Source organism: Pseudomonas sp. GD03903, from assembly GCF_029840045.1.
GTDB classification, from domain to species: Bacteria; Pseudomonadota; Gammaproteobacteria; order Pseudomonadales; family Pseudomonadaceae; genus Pseudomonas; species Pseudomonas pseudonitroreducens.
Map to the genome: position 1 here is coordinate 179,740 of NZ_JAOCBT010000008.1, position 17,407 is coordinate 197,146.

Annotated in this window: 15 protein-coding genes and 2 pseudogenes; 4 read left to right on the forward strand and 13 right to left on the reverse strand. The window is 61.8% G+C overall.

Annotation, left to right across the window (positions count from 1 at the left end):
- Positions 1–22: 22 nt before the first annotated feature.
- The 4 genes from N5C91_RS15160 (at position 23) to N5C91_RS15175 (ending at position 3,981) form a co-directional block, all read left to right on the forward strand.
- Positions 23–271 carry a hypothetical protein gene (locus N5C91_RS15160; protein WP_279830288.1) on the forward strand — a complete coding sequence of 83 codons (249 nt, stop codon included), beginning with the start codon at positions 23–25 and terminating at the stop codon, positions 269–271.
- Positions 272–627: 356 nt separating this feature from the next.
- Positions 628–1,740 (forward strand): Wzz/FepE/Etk N-terminal domain-containing protein, encoded by a 1,113-nt coding sequence (locus tag N5C91_RS15165; RefSeq protein WP_279830289.1) that lies wholly within the window; start codon positions 628–630, stop codon positions 1,738–1,740.
- Between the two features lie 32 nt (positions 1,741–1,772).
- Positions 1,773–2,678 carry a glycosyltransferase gene (locus N5C91_RS15170; RefSeq protein ID WP_279830290.1) on the forward strand — a complete coding sequence of 302 codons (906 nt, stop codon included), beginning with the start codon at positions 1,773–1,775 and terminating at the stop codon, positions 2,676–2,678.
- A complete protein-coding gene (locus N5C91_RS15175) occupies positions 2,668–3,981 on the forward strand; it encodes a hypothetical protein (RefSeq protein WP_279830291.1) in 1,314 nt (437 codons plus the stop codon). The genes N5C91_RS15170 and N5C91_RS15175 overlap by 11 nt, the downstream gene beginning before the upstream one ends.
- On the opposite strand, the gene N5C91_RS15180 is transcribed toward N5C91_RS15175, so the two are convergent.
- The 13 genes and pseudogenes from N5C91_RS15180 to N5C91_RS15240 all read right to left on the reverse strand — a co-directional run bounded on the left by N5C91_RS15180 (position 3,963) and on the right by N5C91_RS15240 (position 17,120).
- Positions 3,963–4,913 (reverse strand): glycosyltransferase, encoded by a 951-nt coding sequence (locus N5C91_RS15180; RefSeq protein ID WP_279830292.1) that lies wholly within the window; start codon positions 4,911–4,913, stop codon positions 3,963–3,965. The genes N5C91_RS15175 and N5C91_RS15180 overlap by 19 nt on opposite strands.
- A complete protein-coding gene (locus N5C91_RS15185; RefSeq protein ID WP_279830293.1) occupies positions 4,910–6,265 on the reverse strand; it encodes a lipopolysaccharide biosynthesis protein in 1,356 nt (451 codons plus the stop codon). Before N5C91_RS15185 ends, N5C91_RS15180 begins: the two co-directional genes overlap by 4 nt.
- Positions 6,262–7,476 carry a glycosyltransferase family 4 protein gene (locus N5C91_RS15190; RefSeq protein ID WP_279830294.1) on the reverse strand — a complete coding sequence of 405 codons (1,215 nt, stop codon included), beginning with the start codon at positions 7,474–7,476 and terminating at the stop codon, positions 6,262–6,264. The genes N5C91_RS15185 and N5C91_RS15190 overlap by 4 nt, the downstream gene beginning before the upstream one ends.
- Positions 7,477–7,479: 3 nt before the next feature.
- A complete protein-coding gene (gene wecB, locus N5C91_RS15195) occupies positions 7,480–8,604 on the reverse strand; it encodes a UDP-N-acetylglucosamine 2-epimerase (non-hydrolyzing) (RefSeq protein WP_279830295.1) in 1,125 nt (374 codons plus the stop codon).
- A complete protein-coding gene (locus tag N5C91_RS15200; protein WP_279830296.1) occupies positions 8,601–9,497 on the reverse strand; it encodes an SDR family oxidoreductase in 897 nt (298 codons plus the stop codon). Before N5C91_RS15200 ends, wecB begins: the two co-directional genes overlap by 4 nt.
- Positions 9,498–9,502: 5 nt before the next feature.
- Positions 9,503–10,534 carry a polysaccharide biosynthesis protein gene (locus N5C91_RS15205; RefSeq protein ID WP_279830297.1) on the reverse strand — a complete coding sequence of 344 codons (1,032 nt, stop codon included), beginning with the start codon at positions 10,532–10,534 and terminating at the stop codon, positions 9,503–9,505.
- A gap of 38 nt (positions 10,535–10,572) precedes the next feature.
- Positions 10,573–11,694 (reverse strand): glycosyltransferase family 4 protein, encoded by a 1,122-nt coding sequence (locus N5C91_RS15210; protein WP_279830298.1) that lies wholly within the window; start codon positions 11,692–11,694, stop codon positions 10,573–10,575.
- Positions 11,691–12,665, reverse strand: coding sequence for an NAD-dependent epimerase/dehydratase family protein (locus tag N5C91_RS15215; RefSeq protein WP_279830299.1), 975 nt, complete (start codon positions 12,663–12,665; stop codon positions 11,691–11,693). The genes N5C91_RS15210 and N5C91_RS15215 overlap by 4 nt, the downstream gene beginning before the upstream one ends.
- Before the next feature lie 676 nt (positions 12,666–13,341).
- Positions 13,342–13,887: pseudogene (locus N5C91_RS15220) on the reverse strand (alpha/beta hydrolase); the annotation flags it as partial.
- Between the two features lie 2 nt (positions 13,888–13,889).
- Positions 13,890–14,198, reverse strand: a pseudogene (locus tag N5C91_RS15225) (TAXI family TRAP transporter solute-binding subunit); the annotation flags it as partial.
- A gap of 93 nt (positions 14,199–14,291) precedes the next feature.
- Positions 14,292–15,656 carry a chloride channel protein gene (locus N5C91_RS15230; protein ID WP_279830300.1) on the reverse strand — a complete coding sequence of 455 codons (1,365 nt, stop codon included), beginning with the start codon at positions 15,654–15,656 and terminating at the stop codon, positions 14,292–14,294.
- A 307-nt stretch (positions 15,657–15,963) separates the two neighbouring features.
- Complete coding sequence (locus tag N5C91_RS15235) at positions 15,964–16,830, reverse strand: IS3 family transposase (RefSeq protein ID WP_279830301.1); 867 nt, start codon at positions 16,828–16,830, stop codon at positions 15,964–15,966.
- On the reverse strand, positions 16,827–17,120 hold the full coding sequence (locus tag N5C91_RS15240; RefSeq protein WP_279830302.1) for a transposase: 294 nt from the start codon (positions 17,118–17,120) through the stop codon (positions 16,827–16,829). The genes N5C91_RS15235 and N5C91_RS15240 overlap by 4 nt, the downstream gene beginning before the upstream one ends.
- Between the last annotated feature and the right edge of the window lie 287 nt (positions 17,121–17,407).

Consider the following 17,407-nt stretch of genomic DNA (forward strand, 5'->3'; position numbering starts at 1 on the left):
TTTCAAGGAAGGATTTTGGGGCTTGGCAAGCTATCTGCTCATTTTTCTCGCCAGTTACATTCTGGCTTTCGCTATAGGCAAAGCCTTCCTAACGGCCAAGCTTGAGGAGTCAATAGAGGATGCGAAACGTTCGCTCCGTGCTGCGGACCTGAGCACTTACGTTACGGAAGTCACCAGCGCGACTCGATCTTCGGTGATCAGGTTCGCCTGGATATTTGGCAGCACGGTTGGATTTGTACTGTCCATTGTTGCATGGGTGCTCTTTTTCTAAAGGCTAGAAGTTTAGGCATTCCCATTGGCCCGGCTGTATTCCAGCCAATTGTGCTTGATTAGACCGCAAAGCGCTGCCCAATACCCAGCTTCTGGCCAACGTCGAGTCGACCTTTAACTGGGGCTGTCCAGGAGGGGAGTCGGTGTTCACCGATGCAGTGGTGGCTGGCCATCTTCGCTCGCTGTGTCTGTGGTAGTTCAGAGAACTTAGCCAGATAGCGCGCAAGCTGTTCTCTAGATTTGAGTTGCGGGGCAGTTAGTGCATGGCGGGCTTTGGGGAATTCCGAGCTTTTTGAGCTGCCTGTATCTGCTTTTAAATATCTGGAATCGCACAGCTCTGGAGAAGGATCACTGACGATGACGGACGAAATCGGTACTATCCAGCAAGCAAGAAAATCAAGAGATATCCTAGTGAACATGCTGACACAACGTGGATCTGTAGGTGCCCCTTCCCATCTTGATCTCTTCGATTATCTGCAGCTCCTGTTCCAGCGCTGGAAGTGCATTGTGGGGCTGACCTTGGTCTCGCTGGCATGCGCGGGGTTGTACCTGTACCTCACGACGCCTCTCTACCAAGCGCGGACCACACTGTTGCCGCCAACCCCCGCGTCGGTAGCCGGCTACAACCAGGATAACGGCCGGGCAGGTTTGCCAGTGTGGGACACGAATGCGGTCTACAGCGTGTTCCAGAAGTATCTGTTCAGCGACTACCTGCGGATGAGTTTCTTCAAGGAAACCGTACTGCCGAGCCTGAGCGATACGCAGCGTCGGCTGCCTGAGGGTGCCCTGCGTCGGGCATTCGATAGGCAGCTTCAGGTGCTATCCCCGGACAAGCTCAAGCCTTACATTCTCGAGGTCGACGTATTGTCCGAGCAGCCACAGCAGGCCGCTGAGATGGCTAACGCCTACGTGCGCAACGCTGGACGTTTGGCCGACCGGGAAATCCGCGAAACCATCGAGACCTCGATCCGCCGGCGCAGCGTGCAACTGCAGCGCCATATCGATCTGCTCCGCGAAACTGCACTCAAGCGCCGCCAGGACCGAATCCAGGCGCTCAAGGAGGCGCTGCAGATCGCTCGCAGTGTCGGCCTCGAAGCGCCGCAGGCCAGCTCCGCGCGCGTCGCCGCCCAGGACAACCTAGCGTCATTCATTGATGGCAGCCTGCTCTACTTGCGTGGCTCCAAAGCGATCAGCGAGGAGATCGCGCTGCTGGAGGCCCGCCAATCCGACGATCCTTTCATCGACTCGCTGCGAGATATGGAGGAGCAGAAGGCTTTCCTAGCCGGTATACAGCTTCCCGACGCCACGCAGACCGTGCAGGTCGACCAATTGGCTCTGACGCCTGACGTGCCTGTGAAGCCGCGCAAGGTTCTCGTGCTGCTAGCGGCTCTGCTGATCGGCCTGATCGCCGGCACGTTGTTGGCGTCGGTGCTCAGCGCGGCGGCCATGTGCAATCGCGAGGCGCACTGAATATGTCCAGGCACGCTCCACTTGTGACATTGGTGACCCCCACCTACAACCAGGCGCGCTATCTGCAGGCAACACTCGAGAGTGTGCTGGGGCAGAGTTATCCGAACATCGAGTACATCGTCATCAACGACGGCTCCAGCGACGATACCGAGACGGTGCTGCGTCGCTACGACGGCCGTGTGAAGTGGTCGACCCAGGCCAACCAGGGGCAGGCCGCCACGCTGAATGCCGGCTGGAGCGCCGCCCAGGGCAAGTACATCGGCTACCTGAGCTCGGACGATCTGCTGGCTCCCGAAGCGATAGCGCGGCTGGTGGCGGTGCTGGAAGAGGACTCGTCGGTGGTCTGTGTCTATCCGGACTGCGATCTCATCGACGAGGAGGGGGTAGTGGTCAAACGCCGTCTTTGCCGAGGCTTCGATCTTGATGAACTGGTGGTGCGGCAGGAGTGCCACATCGGCCCTGGGGCCTTGTTCCGGGCAGACGCCTTTCGCCGGGTGGGCGGCTGGAAGACCTACCTGCGCCTGGCGCCGGACCGTGAGTTTTGGATGCGCCTGGCCAGCGAAGGGAGCATTTGTTTCCAGGCCGAATCGCTGGCCGGTTACCGCCTGCATACTCAATCCATTTCCTATCGATCGACCTCGGACGAACAATCCCGGGAATATCTCCGGGTGCTCGACGAGTACTACGCCGGGGAAGTTGCGCCGAGCATCCTTTCCCGCAAGCAGGAAGCCTATGCGTTCGCCTATTTCCTCATGGCACGCAATGCGATGCGTGGTGGCCGCCTGCTGCAGGGCGGGCGCTATTTCGCCGAGGCCTGTTCGCGTCACCGTGACTTCATGCATCCACGCTATTGGCTGCAGTTGGTGCGCAACACGCTGAGCAAGCCGATCCGGGTGATGCTGGCGCGTCTGGGCACGAGGCGCCTGCGTGCTGACTGATCGCGTCCGGCTGCTGCGCTGGCTGTTCCCGCTGTTCTTCTTTCAGGCGTACTTGGGGTTGAGCGTCCTGCTGTTCTTCTTCGGCCCCTGGCCGTGGCCGGTGCAGGAGCCTGAATCGCTGCTGGTGTTCCTGCTGGCCTCCCAGGCCTGCTTTCTCGTCGGTTACCTAGCCGCCGCATGCGCGCCCTCGCCCAAGGGTGCTGAGCTCGATCCCTTGAAGCTGCGGTGCTTCTTCGATTTCTGCCTGGTAATCAGCCTAGCCCTGGCCGTTCCCACAAGCCTGGCCCGCACGGGCAGCGCAATTCCGGACATCCTATTCGGTATCAGCGATCCAGGGCAGGCCTATCTGGACAACTACTACCGCCTGCTCGGCGGCAATGCCTATGTGTGGGCGGAGTATCTGCGGATTCTCCTGGCCGTTCCCATCACCTCGACTTTCCCGCTACTAGTGTATCTTTGGGGAAGCCTGGGCCGGAGGCGACGCTTGCTGGGCACCGGCGCGGTGGTATTCCACATGTGTGTGTACATGGCCACGGGCACCAACAAGGGGATCGCCGACGTCGTCATCACGTTGCCGTTGCTGCTGGTGCTGGCGAGCTGGTCCGGCGGCATCCGCCTGCAGGTATTCCGTCCCCGTTACCTCGTGCTGTTCGTCCTGGCATTTGCGCTGTTCCTGGGTTTCTTCTCGGCCGGCCAAGTGGGACGGGTGGGCGGGGTGGGGCAGTCCGGGGTGCTGCCGGCGGGCCAGGTGACGGTCCAGGCCGATCGCCGCGATGGCGAATATGCCCAGTTGCTGTCGCCCGCGCTGATGGTCACCTATGAGTCGCTGACGCGCTACATGGGCCAGGGCTACTACGCCTTTGCCGCGAGCATGGAGCTGGACTCGCCGAGCACCTTCGGTTTCGGCAATTCCATGTTCCTGAACCGGAACATGGACACCTTGCTGGGCACCCATTACTTCACCGAGAACGCGCTGCCCAATGTGCTGGAGCAGCGCAAGGGCTGGAGCATGATGATGCTCTGGCACTCGCTCTATACCTGGCTGGTTTCGGATTTTGGCCTGGGAGGCACGCTGTTCCTGATGGGAGTGTTCGGCTTCCTGCTATCGCTGGGCTGGCGTCGCTGCTTGGACCGTCAGGGCGTCGTCTGGCTGACGATGGTGTACATGATGCTCATCCTGTTCTACTACGCGCCGGCCAACAACCAGCTGTTCCAGATCGGCGAAACCACCTCGGCATTCGCCATGGCGTTGCTCTGGCTGATGCTTTCCGGGGAAAGGCTCTTCTATCTGCGGGACGGTTGATCGAGCCGCTGCCTCAACCAGGCGCGCAATGCATTCCTAGCTCGCAAGCGTGGCAAGCCGAACAGGCCGTTGGCGAGGAGCTTGAGGTTGCGGTAGCGAGTTGGCCAGCCCGGCCAGCAGCGCGAAGCCTCGATCAGCGCGCCAGCGGCTTTGCGCCAGCGCCTGGCCAGCAGGTGTAGACGCGCCGTCAGCACCTGGGTATTGGCCAGGGAACGGAATTGCTGCCGTGCAAGGCTGGCTGGCACATCGCTTCGAGAAAAGAAGCTCTGCACGGCAATGGTATACTCCGCCGCTCGCTGTTCGTCGGGTGCGCGAAAGGTCTGCGATTGCTCGTGTACTCGAAAGGCGGCGAGGGTTTCCGGGTAATGGTAGACCTTGCCGCACAGCCCTACGCGTAGCAGGAAATCCCAGTCGGGAATCAGCCGCAGGCGCGCGTCCCATCCACCGATCTGCTCCAGTACGCAGCGCCGCAGCAGGGCGCCGGGCCCCACCGGACAGAAGCCGTTGATGACGACCTCGAAGTGATCGAACGCCGGCGCGATGATCTGCTTGAGTCGCCGACCCTCGTGATCAATCAGCCAGTAGTCGGGATAGACCAGCATGCGCTGCTCGTCCTCGGCCAACGCGGCGACCAGTTTGCTGACGGCGTTGGGTTCGAGGCGATCGTCGGCGCTCAGGTAGCCCAGGATGTCACCCGAGGCTTGCTGCCAGGCGCGGTTGAGGCTGGCCGATTGTCCCTGGTTGCTCTGCTGCAGCACCACGACCTGATCGGCATACCCTTCCAGGATGGACGCCGTCCGGTCGGTCGAGCCGTCGTTGACGACGATGATCTCGAGGTTGCCATAGTCTTGGGCAAGCAGGCTGTCCAGCGCTTCGGCGAGGTAATGCTCTGCGTTGTAGGCAGGTACGACCAGGCTGACGCACGGGCTCATAGCAGTCTCTTCAGGGTTCGCAGAGGATGTAGCATCCCTTGCGGCGAAGCAACTGTCACTAGCCCCAGACGCATTCTTACGCAGATGCACATGGCCACGCTCTGCACCGCCAGCGCGATGGCGACGCCCAGGGCGACGCCGCAGGAGCCAAGCCAGTCGCCCAGGACGAATGCCAGGGGAATCAGGAGCGCGCCACTGAACACGGTGATCCACAACATGTCGCGCTGGTGCCCGGTCATCATCAGGGCGTAGCCGGCTGAGCCGCAAAGCACGTTGATGCACTGCCCGGCTCCGAGGATCAGCAGCACCGTGTGGGCGGCCCGGTAACTGCCACCGAAGAACAGCTCCAGCAGCAGCGGCCCGGGGACAGCGAACAGGACCAGCGCCACGATGGCCGGCAGTGCAGCCAGCGCGGCCGAGTCACGCAGCAGGCTTTGCAGGCGTGCGTGCTGGCCTAGCGCATGCTGCTCACTGATCATGGGAATGAGGGCCGAGTTGAGTACCAGTAGGGGCAGGGTGAGCAGTTGGGTCAGGCGCGAGGCGGCGCCATAAAGGGCTACGTCGGCCGTGTCGGCCAGTTGGTTGAGAATCCACAGGTCGGCCTGGGTCAGGACGACGAGCAGCAGGTTGGTTCCCCACAACGGCAGGGACAGCGCGAGCAGCGATCGCCAACCCGGCAGCTCGGGCGCAGGCAGGCGGCGCAGTGCGCGGCCCAGCGCGAGCGAGCAGATCAGCGCTGCGAGCAGGGCTGCCACGGCCACCAGGGTTATGGTCTGTCGCAGCGTTGGGACGCTATACAGCGCGGTGAGGCCCAACGCCGTCAGGCAGAGAACGCTGGTGCACAGCCCGCCGTACACCGAGGCACGAAAGATGTCCTGCAGGCCGCGGAAAGCTTCTGCGAGGACCGATTGCAGCGCCAGGCCGACCGTCCAGACGACCAGCAAAACCAGCAGTAGGCCGTCCGGTGGGAATCTCAGGAGCATCGCCAGCAGCTCACGCACCGGCGGCAACAGCAATACGGCAGCGAAGAGCAGCGAGGCGATGGCCAGCAGTAGCAGGACCATTCGTACCGCGCCTCGGGCCTGTGCCGGTCGGCCCAGGGCCATCGCTTCGGAGACCAGGCGCACGACGCTGAGATTGCCCCCACAGCCGACGACGATGGCGCCGATAGAGCAGAAGCTGAACAGGATGAAATAGCTGCCCGCCGCCGCGGGCTCCAGCGTGCGGGTGATAAGCGTAGTGACCAGCAGGCCCGAGACCGCCGCGAGCAGGCGAACGGCCAGGGATATGGCGCTGTTGCGTGCGAGGCTGGAACGTTTGCTGGTGGTGATCGGCGTGGACGTGGCGCTCATGTCGGCACGGTCCTGATCATTCCTTCGAGCCGATCGACCAACTGCTGGAAATCGAATTCCCGCCGGTTGTACTCGCGCCCGCTCTGACCCATCAGCTGACGCTGCTCGGCTGGCAAAGTCATAAGCGCTTGTACTGCACTGACCAGACCGGCGCTGTCGCCCGCCGCGCAAGTGAGGCCTGCGCCGGCGTCGCGCACAATGCGCGCGCCTTCGCCATCGAGCATCGCCAGCAGTGGAACGCCCGCGGCAAGGTAGGACTGCACCTTGCTCGGTACGGTCAGCGCGAACAGCGGGTTGGATTTCAGCGAAACCAGCAGGGCATCGGCGTCCTCGTAGAAGCGCTCCATCTGGTCGGGTGGAAAGGCTCCCAGGAGGCTGACGCGGTTCGTGAGCGCACGCGCTTCGAGCTGCTCGGCAATCCAGCCCGCCAGTCGACCATCGCCGACCAAGCACCAGTGCAGGTCATCGCGGTGAGCAAGTTGGGCCATGGCGTCCAGCACCGTGGGGAAATCCTGCGCCTCGCCGAGATTGCCCAGGTAATAGATCTTGAACACAGCGCGCTCAGCCACTGGCGCGCGGGGTGAAGCTTGCAATGCTTCAGGGGAAGGGCTCGCCCAGTTCGGCAGGTAGCTGATGGGAACATGCTCGGGCGCCTGCTGGCGCAAGCGGGGCACGAAGGCTTGCGACTGGGCGAGTAGAAGGTCGGTGCGCGCGTAGACCCAGCCCAGTAGCCGGTCCATCCAGCGCAGGACGCGAGCCGATTGCACGATGCCGATGGCTTGCAGTGTGTCGGGCCAGAGGTCCTGGACCCAGAACAGCGTGGGCGCCCGCTTGAGGCGGCGCAGGATGACGCTGGGAAGACCGATGGTGGCCGGCGAGGGCTGGAATACCAGGATCGCCTCGAATTCGCGCCCGCGCAGTTTCCAGGCACCCAGGGTCGAGGCGGCCATGGCGAAGCTCAGGTAGTTCAGCATCAAGCGAAATGCCCCCTGGCCGCGGGGCACCAGGGGGACGCGGATGACTTCGACGTTGCCCATGCGCCGCCAACTCGCGGGCGAGACTCGGTACTGCGGGTAAAGCACGCCCTCGGGATAGTTCGGCACGCCGGTCAGGACCGTGACCTGGTGCCCGCGACGCTCGAGTTCGGCAGCCAGTTCGTTGATGCGGAAATTTTCCGGCCAGAAGTACTGGGTGAGCAGCAGCCAGCGCACCACCTACTCCTTGCGCCAGACAGTTCGGTTCACGTAATCGACGTAGCTGTGAAGGATACGCAGTACCTTGGCCGATACGTTGTCCGCCGCATAATCGGCGACCAGATGCAGCAGGCGCTGCTCGCCGACCGGTTGCCTTTCCAGGATGCTCAGACCCTGAAGCACACGTTCCCGGTCGAGGCCGACCATCATTACCGAGGCTTCCTCCATCCCTTCCGGCCGCTCGTGGGCTTCGCGCAGGTTCAGCGCTGGCAGGTTGAGCAGTGAGGCTTCCTCGGTGATGGTGCCGCTGTCGGAGAGGACTGCGGTGGCGTTAATCTGCAGCCAGACATAGTCGAGGAAACCCAGGGGCTTGAGCAGCCGTACCCGGGGATGAAACTCGAGGCCGAGTTCGTCAATGCGCTTGCGGGTCCTGGGGTGGGTCGAGACGATCACGCATCGCCGCTGCGCCAGTTCGTTGAGAACTGATGCCAGGCTGGCAAGTTGGCGAGGATTGTCGACGTTCTCTTCACGGTGCGTGCTGACCAGGTAGTAGTTGCGTGGCTCCAGCTCCAGTTCCTGGAGCATCTGCGACGAAACGATCTGCTGACGATAGTGGTGCAGCACCTCGCCTAGCGGGCTGCCGGTCTTGATGACCCGGTCCGGCGGTACGCCCTCGCGCAGCAGGTATTCGCGGGCGATGTCGCTGTAGGTAAGGTTGATGTCGGAGATGTGGTCGACGATCTTGCGGTTGATCTCCTCGGGCACCCGCTGGTCGAAGCTGCGGTTACCCGCTTCCATGTGGAAGATTGGAATCTTGCGCCGCTTGGCGGCGATCGCGGCGAGGGCGCTGTTGGTATCGCCGAGGATCAGAATCGCATTCGGCGCTTCCTGTTCCAGAATGGGATCGATGGCAATGATGACCTGCCCGATGGTGGCGGCGGCTGTTTGCCTGGCCGCATTCAGGAAATGATCGGGACGGCGGACCTGCAATTGATTGAAGAAGACCTCGTTCAGTTCGAAATCGTAGTTCTGCCCGGTGTGCACCATGCAGTGGTCGCAGAATTCGTCGAGCTGTGCGATGACCCGCGAGAGGCGGATGATCTCCGGGCGCGTGCCCAGGATGGTCATGACCTTAAGCTTCTTCATGGATGGCGTTCCTCTGCGCTGCGCAATGCGGCGTAGTATCTCAGGTAATCTTCGTGCATCCGGGTGACCAGCTCTTCCCAGTTCGGCGGTGCGTACTCCAGTGCTGCGCGCAGGCGATCAGAGTTCAGCGATCGATCCAGGCGCGGCTCCTCGCAGCGGTGGATATCCACGGAGTGCCCATAGTGTCTGGCCACGATTCGCAGCAGACGGTCCTTGTCGATTGGCTCGCCGCTGAGATGGTAGAGACCTGTCAGGCCTTTCTCGGGAAGAATGCGTTCGTCCAGCAGGCGGCCTATTTCGACGGTCGGGAGTCCCGAAAAGATGACGTTGGCATAGCCGGAAACCGATCCCTGGGTGCTGAGGAACCAGTCGATCAGGCTGAGCTGGCTGGCCAGTTCGTGTCCGATCAGTGAGGTACGCAGGGTCAGGTGCCTGCCGTAGTCGACTTCGCCTAGGTGCTTGGAGCGGCCATAGAGGTCGTCCGCATCGGCTGGGTCGCTCTCCCGGTAGCCCCCTCGGTCGCCCGCGAACACGCAATCGGTAGAGAAGTGGATCAGGCGTGAGCCGTGCCTGTCGCACCAGGCCGCCAACTGGTGGGGAAAGCTTGCGTTGAGTGCAATAGCGAGCACGGGATCGACTGCGTTGTCGCGTTGCTTGATCAGACCGATGCAGTTGATCAGCACATCGGGCTTCACCTGCTCCAGCAGATCCTCGACACAGGAAAAATCGGTGGCTTCGATACCGCCGTGCAGCATCGCCGAACCGGCGCCCGGCAGGGACGGAGCAAGGCTTCGCAGGCTGCCGTGCACGACACGCGAGGGGTTAGCGCTCAGGTGGCGCAGCAGGCTGTAGCCAAGCATTCCGTTGGCGCCGAGGATCATGAGGGGGCTCATGGCGATTAGTCCAATTCGTCGACGTCGTTGTTCAGCGCCTTGCGGATCACGCGAAGGCCCAGCAGCAGCTTCTTGGTTTCCTCGAGGTTGAGCTGATAGGTGTTGTCCGAGCTGTAGTCGTCGGTGTGGTTGATTTCGATCTCACCCTGCTCGAAGTACTTGGCGTAGTTCAAGTCGCGGTTGTCCGGCGGAATGCAGTAGTAGTCGCTCAGGTCTTTGGCCTGGGTCATCTCCTCGCGGCTCAGGAGCGCTTCGCTGCGCTTCTCGCCGTGCCGGGTGCCGATGATCTTGATTGGGTGATTGGGCACGTCGAACAGTTCACACAGCGCTCTGGCCAGAGTGGCGAGGGAGGCGGCGGGGGCCTTCTGAACGTAGATGTCGCCGTTGGAGCCTCGGTTGAAAGCGAACATCACCAGCTTCACGGCCTCTTCGAGAGTCATCATGAAGCGGGTCATGCTAGGATCGGTCAGGGTGAGCGGCTGACCCTTGCGAATCTGTTCGATCAGCAGTGGAATGACCGAGCCGCGCGAGGCCATCACGTTGCCATAGCGCGTGGTGCAGACGGTGGTGCGGCTGCTGTCGAGCTCGCGTGCCTTGGCGATGACCACCTTCTCCATCAGCGCCTTGGAAATGCCCATCGCACTGACCGGATAGACCGCCTTGTCGGTGCTCAGGCAGACTACTCGGCTCACGCCGCAGGTTTGGGCGGCGTTGAGCATGCTTTCGGTGCCCAGCACGTTGGTGCGCACCGCCTCCATCGGGTAGAACTCACACGATGGTACCTGCTTGAGCGCCGCAGCATGGAACACGTAGTTGACGTCGCGCATGGCGCCCTGGAGGCTGTTGTAGTCACGCACGTCGCCTAGGTAGAACTTTAACTTGGGGTGGGCGTAGCGCAGACGCATGTCGTGCTGCTTCTTCTCGTCCCGACTGAAGATGCGGATCTCGCGCAGGTCGCTGTGGAGGAAACTGTCCAGAACGGCGTTACCGAAGGAGCCTGTCCCTCCGGTGATTAGCAAACATTTGTCTTTCAGCATTCCCAATCCTTTTTTCTTCTAGTTCAGTAGGGTGTCGCTCAGTGGCATGAGTAGGCGTTCAGGCAGCGCTGGGCCACCTCGCGCCAGGTGTAGTTCTGCAGCACGAGTTTTCTGAGCTGCTGGCCCTGGACGGCCAACAGTTCTCGTTGCGACAGCATTTGCCGCATACCTTCAGCAATGGCGGTGGCATCGACTGGAACGACCCGGCCACCGCCGATTTGCTCGACTTCGTCGAAGCCGCACTGATCGGTGAGCAGCACCGGCGTACCCATCAGGCCCGCCTCCAGCGCTACAATGGACATCGCTTCCTTTCGCGAAGGGATGACCAGCAAGTCTGCTGCGCGCAGCAACGGGTATTTGCTGTCTGGCAGCAGATTGCCGGTAAACTCGACGCGGCCGGCGATGTCCAGTTGCTGTGCTGTGACTTCCAGGGAGGCTCGCTCGCCGAAATCTGAACCCGCCATGACCAGGCGCGCGGTCGGGTAATCCGCCCTGATCTGTGCGAAGGCCTCCAGCAGCAGATCAGGGCCTTTTATCGGTGCCAGGCGCCCGAGAAAGGCGATCAAAGGTGATTCAGCGCTGCCCGGTGCCCAACGTGTCGGCGGAAACGCCCTCTGCTGGTCTTCCAGATGCACACCGTTGGGAATCAACAGTGGTGCTTCGGTTGGCACACCGTAGGGCAAGTAATCCAGGCGTTCCGCATCGGTCACCACCATGCAGCACTCGGCATCGCGGACCAGTCGGTTGCCGATCACCGTGTTATAGAACTTCTTGAGCAGGCGTGAGCGACCCGATACCGGCAGCGAGCCGGCCGGACAGTAGAAATAGGGCTTGTTGTGCCTGTGCGCGAGCAGGCCGGCCAGCCCCGACAGCCAGCTCCAGTGCCCGGTGATCTGCACCACGTCGGCCCGTGCTATCCAATCGCCGATACGCGCCGGCGATACCAGCGGCAGGTAGAAGCGGCGCCCCAGGTTGTGCAGTAGAAGACACTCGAATTCAGCCAGCTGCGCGCGCCGTTCGGCTGTCAGACCGACATCGGTGGTGAGCAGCATGGCGATGTGACCCAGTGCCTGCAGCGCTTTGGCCAACTGGAAGGTGCGCTCAGCGGTACCGCCCCCCAGGGAGGGGTCGATGGAGTCGCAGACCAGCAGAATTCTCATGGGTTGCGTTCCTTCTTCAGGGCGTACCACTGGCCATATTCCGCGATGGCCCGTTCGAAGTTCCTGCTCGGGACGAAGCCAAGGTGGGCAAGGCGTGTCCCGCTGATATGCAGCCGCGGGTCGTCCTGGGAGCGGCGTGAAAGGCGAAGCAGCGCGTGCAGCATCGGCGCAGGAATCCTTACCTTCGAACGGAGCGGCGGGACGCCCAAGGCCGGCGCCAGGAGTTCGTCGACGCCCTGGTAATGGTTCGACGGATGAGTATCCTGCGCGACGATGAAAGCCTGACCTCGCAGTGGGGAGTCGTGAAAGGCGAGCAGTTCTATGGCTCGCACCACATCCTCGACCGGCACCAGATGCATGTTTCGGCGTCCGTATACGAAGCGCAGCAGATAGCGGCTCCAGAGCGGCCACTCGAGCATGCGTCGCGCTAGTTGCTCGAGGTTCTTCGAGCCTGGTCCGAACACGGCGGTCGGTCGAACTATCGCCAGGTCGACCTGGGAACCAAGGTGGGTGGCCAACTCCCGTTCTACCGTCAATTTGCTTTTCTCATAGAGGGACAGCGGATTGGGGGGCGTATTCTCATCGACATACTTGGTGCCGGGACGACCTATGACCATCGCTGTGCTGATATGCACCAGTCGTTGTACGCCATTTTCGATGCAAGCCGACGCGAGCTGACGGGCATGGTGGTACGGAGAATCTTCTGCAGTGGTTGGCCACGCGAGATTGATCAGAACGTCGGTGCCCTCGAGAAACGCATTCAACGCTCCTGGTGCATTCAGGTCGCCACTGTAATGACGGGTGCCATCCTGCGAGGGAGCGGTCGCCGCCGAGCGAAGTAGCTGTCGAATCTGGCATTGCCGGGAAAGCAAGGACTGCAGCAGGTAGCGTCCGATGAAGCCCGAGGCGCCAATGATGCCGATTGTCAGTGGACGATGGGGGCGTTGACTATAACACACTGGGTCGGGCACTCGTCGTTTGCGGCGTCATTCCAAGAGGGCGGACTTCAATTGCAATCAATGCATGTGGGTGTGGCGAAGGTGTTTGTGCGGTCGGCCTGCTACAGCAACTCCGGAATCCGTTCATTATGGACTCCAGCATCCACGGTTCTTGCTATTGAAAAAGTCATTGAAGCGATTGGGTAGCGCTGCTGGCAATGATACCGATTAACTGCGCTTTATATATCCTTATACGTCGCATCGAGCAACTCAGAATGAGGCAAACGTGCATCAGCTAATCGAGCCGATTGAATAACTGGTAGCTCTCCAATGGCCGTGGGTGTGCTGTCACCCCAAACTCCTGTGAGCTAACTGATCACCGCTTCTTGATAGCGGAACGCTGCACTGTTGTACTCCGTATGGGATGCCGTTTCCGAGGATAGAGTTCTGCTCATTACGTAGGAAGCAGCTACGTATTGGGCAAAGCGCCTATCGGCGTTGAGGTCTGGATCGTTCAGAAAGACGGAGCTGCCGTAGAAACGCCTGAATTGAATGATTTTTGAGGCGTCGAAAAGTAGTTCTCTCAGAAACCGACCTTTTCAACAGGGTCGGCCAATTTCTCCTTGTCTCGACAGGTAGCTCTGGTCATGGTGGCGATGGTTTTTCTGTTTGGGGTGACCCCTAGCCAAGGCGGCTTGTGGCAATGGGATCAATTGCTATTGCAATCTAGCGGCTGACCCCTCCATTTTTCCAAGCGTTCTCCCAGCCTTGCTGGTGACTAGTAGCAGGCGAGAGATCGACCTGACTACAGGAATAAGGGGGGGCGTGCCAAGTAGGCCTTGGCTAGCGATTCTGGGATAACGTCATCTGCGTCTCCTACAAGATGTCGCTGCGGTATCGATGCCAGATGATCCCGATAGTCCAACGGATCTAGTGAACCATCGAGGGATGATAGCCCTTTCATCTGCGCCCAAAGCCGTGGGCTGAGGTTGCCCGCCAGGGTCTGGACCTGGGTGACGTCCTCCCGCTGTGCCGCCAGCAGCAGTGCCAGTGCCGCGCCTCCCGAATATCCCACCAGCTCAAACTCCCGATTGCCATAGCGCTGTTTCAACTGGTTCAGGGCCTGGCTGAGGCTGGTGACCACCTCCTGCGAAAGGCGCCGATCAGTCCAGAGCGCAGGTTCGCAGGTCGGTGTCATCACGAACTGGCAGGATCGCGCCAGGTAGGAGTTTGGCGTCGGATCGTCCATGGCCAGCCAGCGATGGCAGGTGGCTTCTTCAGCGGTGTATTGACGCCGGCATCGGCCTTGCCCTTCCAGGCATCGGCCACCGAGTCGCCAAGGGCAAGGGCCAGTTCGCTGTGGCGGGCTTGCAGCAGGTTGGGGTTTTCCACCAAGGCTTTGGTGGCCTGCACTGAGGTCTGGCTGCCTTCGATACCGTGGCTGGATATCTGCGACAGGCCGACACGGGTGTACCTCGCTGGCACCACCGGTGAAGATGTTGATGACGGTGGGGGCAGTCTGGGCTGTGGCACAGACGGCGAGGAAGGTGTGCCGGCCAGCGCCAGGCGGGGGCGTCGGATTCTAGGTTCTTGTTCTTTGCCTGAATGCTTAACCCTTGAACGCTTGGTCGTGGCTTGCTCGGTTTTTCGGCCGAAAGTCTAAGAGCGCTTGACTGCGCTGAGATCAGGTCTGTTCGGTGCGATCTTGTCCAGTACCTGCCGGGCCAGGGCGTGGTATAGCGAGACCGGGGCGATCCAGCCGGAAATGCTGGCGGCCATGACCGTGGCGGCCAGCATGGGGATGACGAGGTCGGGGCTGTGGGAGAGTTCCAGGACGATCACCGAGGCGGTCAGCGGCGAGCGGGTCACGCCGGCGAGGTAGGCGCCCATGCCCAGCAGCGCGGAGGTCTGCGGGTTGACGTCGGGCAGCGGCGCCAGCAGCGGGGCGAAGGCCGCGCCTATGCTCAGCGAGGGCGAGAACAGGCCGCCGGGGATGCCGGAGAGGTAGGACACCACGTTGGCCAGGAACTTCCACAGCACGAAGCCCTGGTCGGTCATCGGGTGGCCTTCGAGCAGAGCGCGGGTTTCCTCGTAGCCAGTGCCGAACACGTGGTTGCCCGAGGCCAGCCCCAGCAGCGCCAGTAACAGGCCGCAGGCGGCGGCGAAACGTACCGGGAAGCGCTCGCGCAGGCGAAACATGCGGCCCAGCCAGCCGGCCTGGGTGGGCAGCACCAGCTTGACGTAGAGCCCGCCCAGCAGGCCGCCGAGCAGGGCGCAGGCCGGCACCTCGCTCCAGCCCCAGCCGGCCGGCAGGCTGCCGCCGATCTCGCCGAAATAGGAGTAATGGCCCATCAGGCCGAGAGTGACGGCTCCGCCGATCAGCACCGCGGTCAGCACCAGGCCGCTGAAGCGCTGCTCGAAGGTGCGGCTGAGTTCCTCGATGGCGAACACGATGCCCGCCAGCGGGGTGTTGAAGGCCGCGGCGATGCCGGCCGCGCCGCCGGCGAGGATCAGCCCGGCGATGGTGCGCCGGCCATGCAGCCCTAGGCGCCGGCCGAAGGCGTAGATGACCGCGGCGCCGACGTGCACCGTGGGCCCTTCGCGGCCCACCGAGCCGCCCACCAGCAGCGCGCCCAGGGTGAAGAGCATGCGCACGGCGGCCACCGGCAGCGCCAGTACCTGGGCACGGAAGCGCCGCGAGGGCGACTCCAGCGCGGCGATCACCTGGGGAATGCCGCTGCCCTTGGCCTCGCCGAACCAGCGCTGGGTGATCCAGGCCAGCAGGGCGAAACCCGCCGGGGTGACCAGCAGCGGCAGCCACGGGGCGATGCCGAGCATGCGCTTGAACAGGGCGAAAGACTGGTCCGCCAGCCAGGCGAAGGCCAGCGCCACCAGGCCCACCAGCAGCGCGCCGACCCAGAACGCCAGGCGCTGTCGCCATTCCAGCCAGCGTGGCCGTCGGAAGCGCCGGGGGTGGTCAGGGGAGGCTTGTTCTGCGTTGGCAGGGCTGGGCTGTTCGGGCATCAACGAAACCTAGATCGCGGAATGGAGGCTGATTATCGCCATCTTGGGTTAATTCGCCTATGTTTCATCGGAGGGGGAAAAGAGGTGATCTGCGCTTGGCTCGCTAGTGTTGCGTAGAAGCTGTTATGTTCAGCCGTCTGCCAGCGTGCTGTGGATCGCTCGTAACGCTAGGAGATGCTCATGGCTGAAAGAAGCAGTAATTTTGGATCATTCCTTAAGTCGGATATGCTCTGTAGGTCATTCACTTAGGTTGAGAGATTATTTTGATGTCAAAGCTTGGTCTGTCCCGGAACTGGTGGACAGATAGTTAAGAGTTGCTGCTCGCATAGCGCCGCTCAAATTCCACCGGACTGAGATAGCCCAGCGTCGAGTGGCGGCGACGGTGATTGTAAAAGCGGATGTAGTCGAACAGGTCGGTTTTCGCCTCGTGGTAACTGGCATAGCGCGTCAGGTACACCCGCTCAGCCTTCAGCGAACGGAAGAAGCTCTCCATCGCGGCGTTGTCCCAGCAGTTCCCCGGACGTGAATGGCTGGGCACGATTCGATGTCGCCGAAGCAAGGCCTGGTAGTCGTACGCGCAGTATTGGCTGCCACGATCCGAGTGCAGCAGTACTTCTTCTTTCGGCTGTCGACGTGCAACGGCCATCTCCAGCGCGGCGTGTACCAAAGCCTGCTGCATGCGGTGGTGCATCGCCCAACCGACGACGGCGCGTGAATAGAGATCGAGTACGACTGCCAGATACAGCCAACCTTGGGCCGTCCGCACGTAGGTCATGTCCGAGACCCAGTGCCGATTGGCGCGATCCGAGGCGAACTGGCGATCCAGGTGGTTCGGGGCAATCGGCAGAGCATGACGACTGCTGGAAACCAGCCGCCAGCGCTTGCGCGAGCGAACGCGCAGACCGGCTTCGCGCATCAGTCGAGCAACCCGATGTCGACCACACGCATGCCCCATGGCCGCCAACTCGGCCTTGATTCGGCGATGGCCATAGATCCCATTCACCTCATGGTGGATGGTGCGGATCTCCTTGCTCAGACGCCGATTCGCCATCTCTCTCGCCGAAGGTGGCCGCTGCTGCCAGGCATAGAAGCCGCTGCGGGATACCCGCAGCAGCCGGCACATTGGCGCTACGGGATAGCGACCAGCCAACGCCTCGATGGCGCGGAACTTCACTTCGTGGGCTGCGAGAAGATGGCGAGCGCCTTTTTTAAAACATCGCGCTCCATGGTGACCTGAGCCAGTTGCTGGCGTAGACGACGCAGCTCCGCGCTCTCACCACGCTGCTTGCCGTTGCCCGGAAAGGCATCGTCACCTTGCTGCTCGCACTGGCGCTTCCATTTGCCCAGCAGGCTTTCAGCGATGCCGAGCGTCTCGGCTACATGACGAAGCGGCGTGCCGGCAAGCACCTGGTCTACCGCCTCGCGTTTGAAGGATTCGGGAAAACGTCGTCTGGTCTGGGTCATGAACACTCCTTGCGGTGGACATTATCCACCTTAAGTCAGTGTCCACTCAGCCCGGGACAGACCAACCGACACCTTGATCCGTCTCGACGTGCATCGGCAGCGTGCGGCTCAACGCAAGGCCGGTCAACGCTGAGTCGCTGACTCCAGCAGGAGAATGCGCCCTTCTTTGGCTGACAGCGACGTGTCTAGCAAGTGAGGAACTTCGGTCGCAAAGATCGAGCCCTTGGAGTCGCCCTGAATCGACGACTGGATCTCGGACGATAGGTCATCGCCTGATCGAGGCCGAT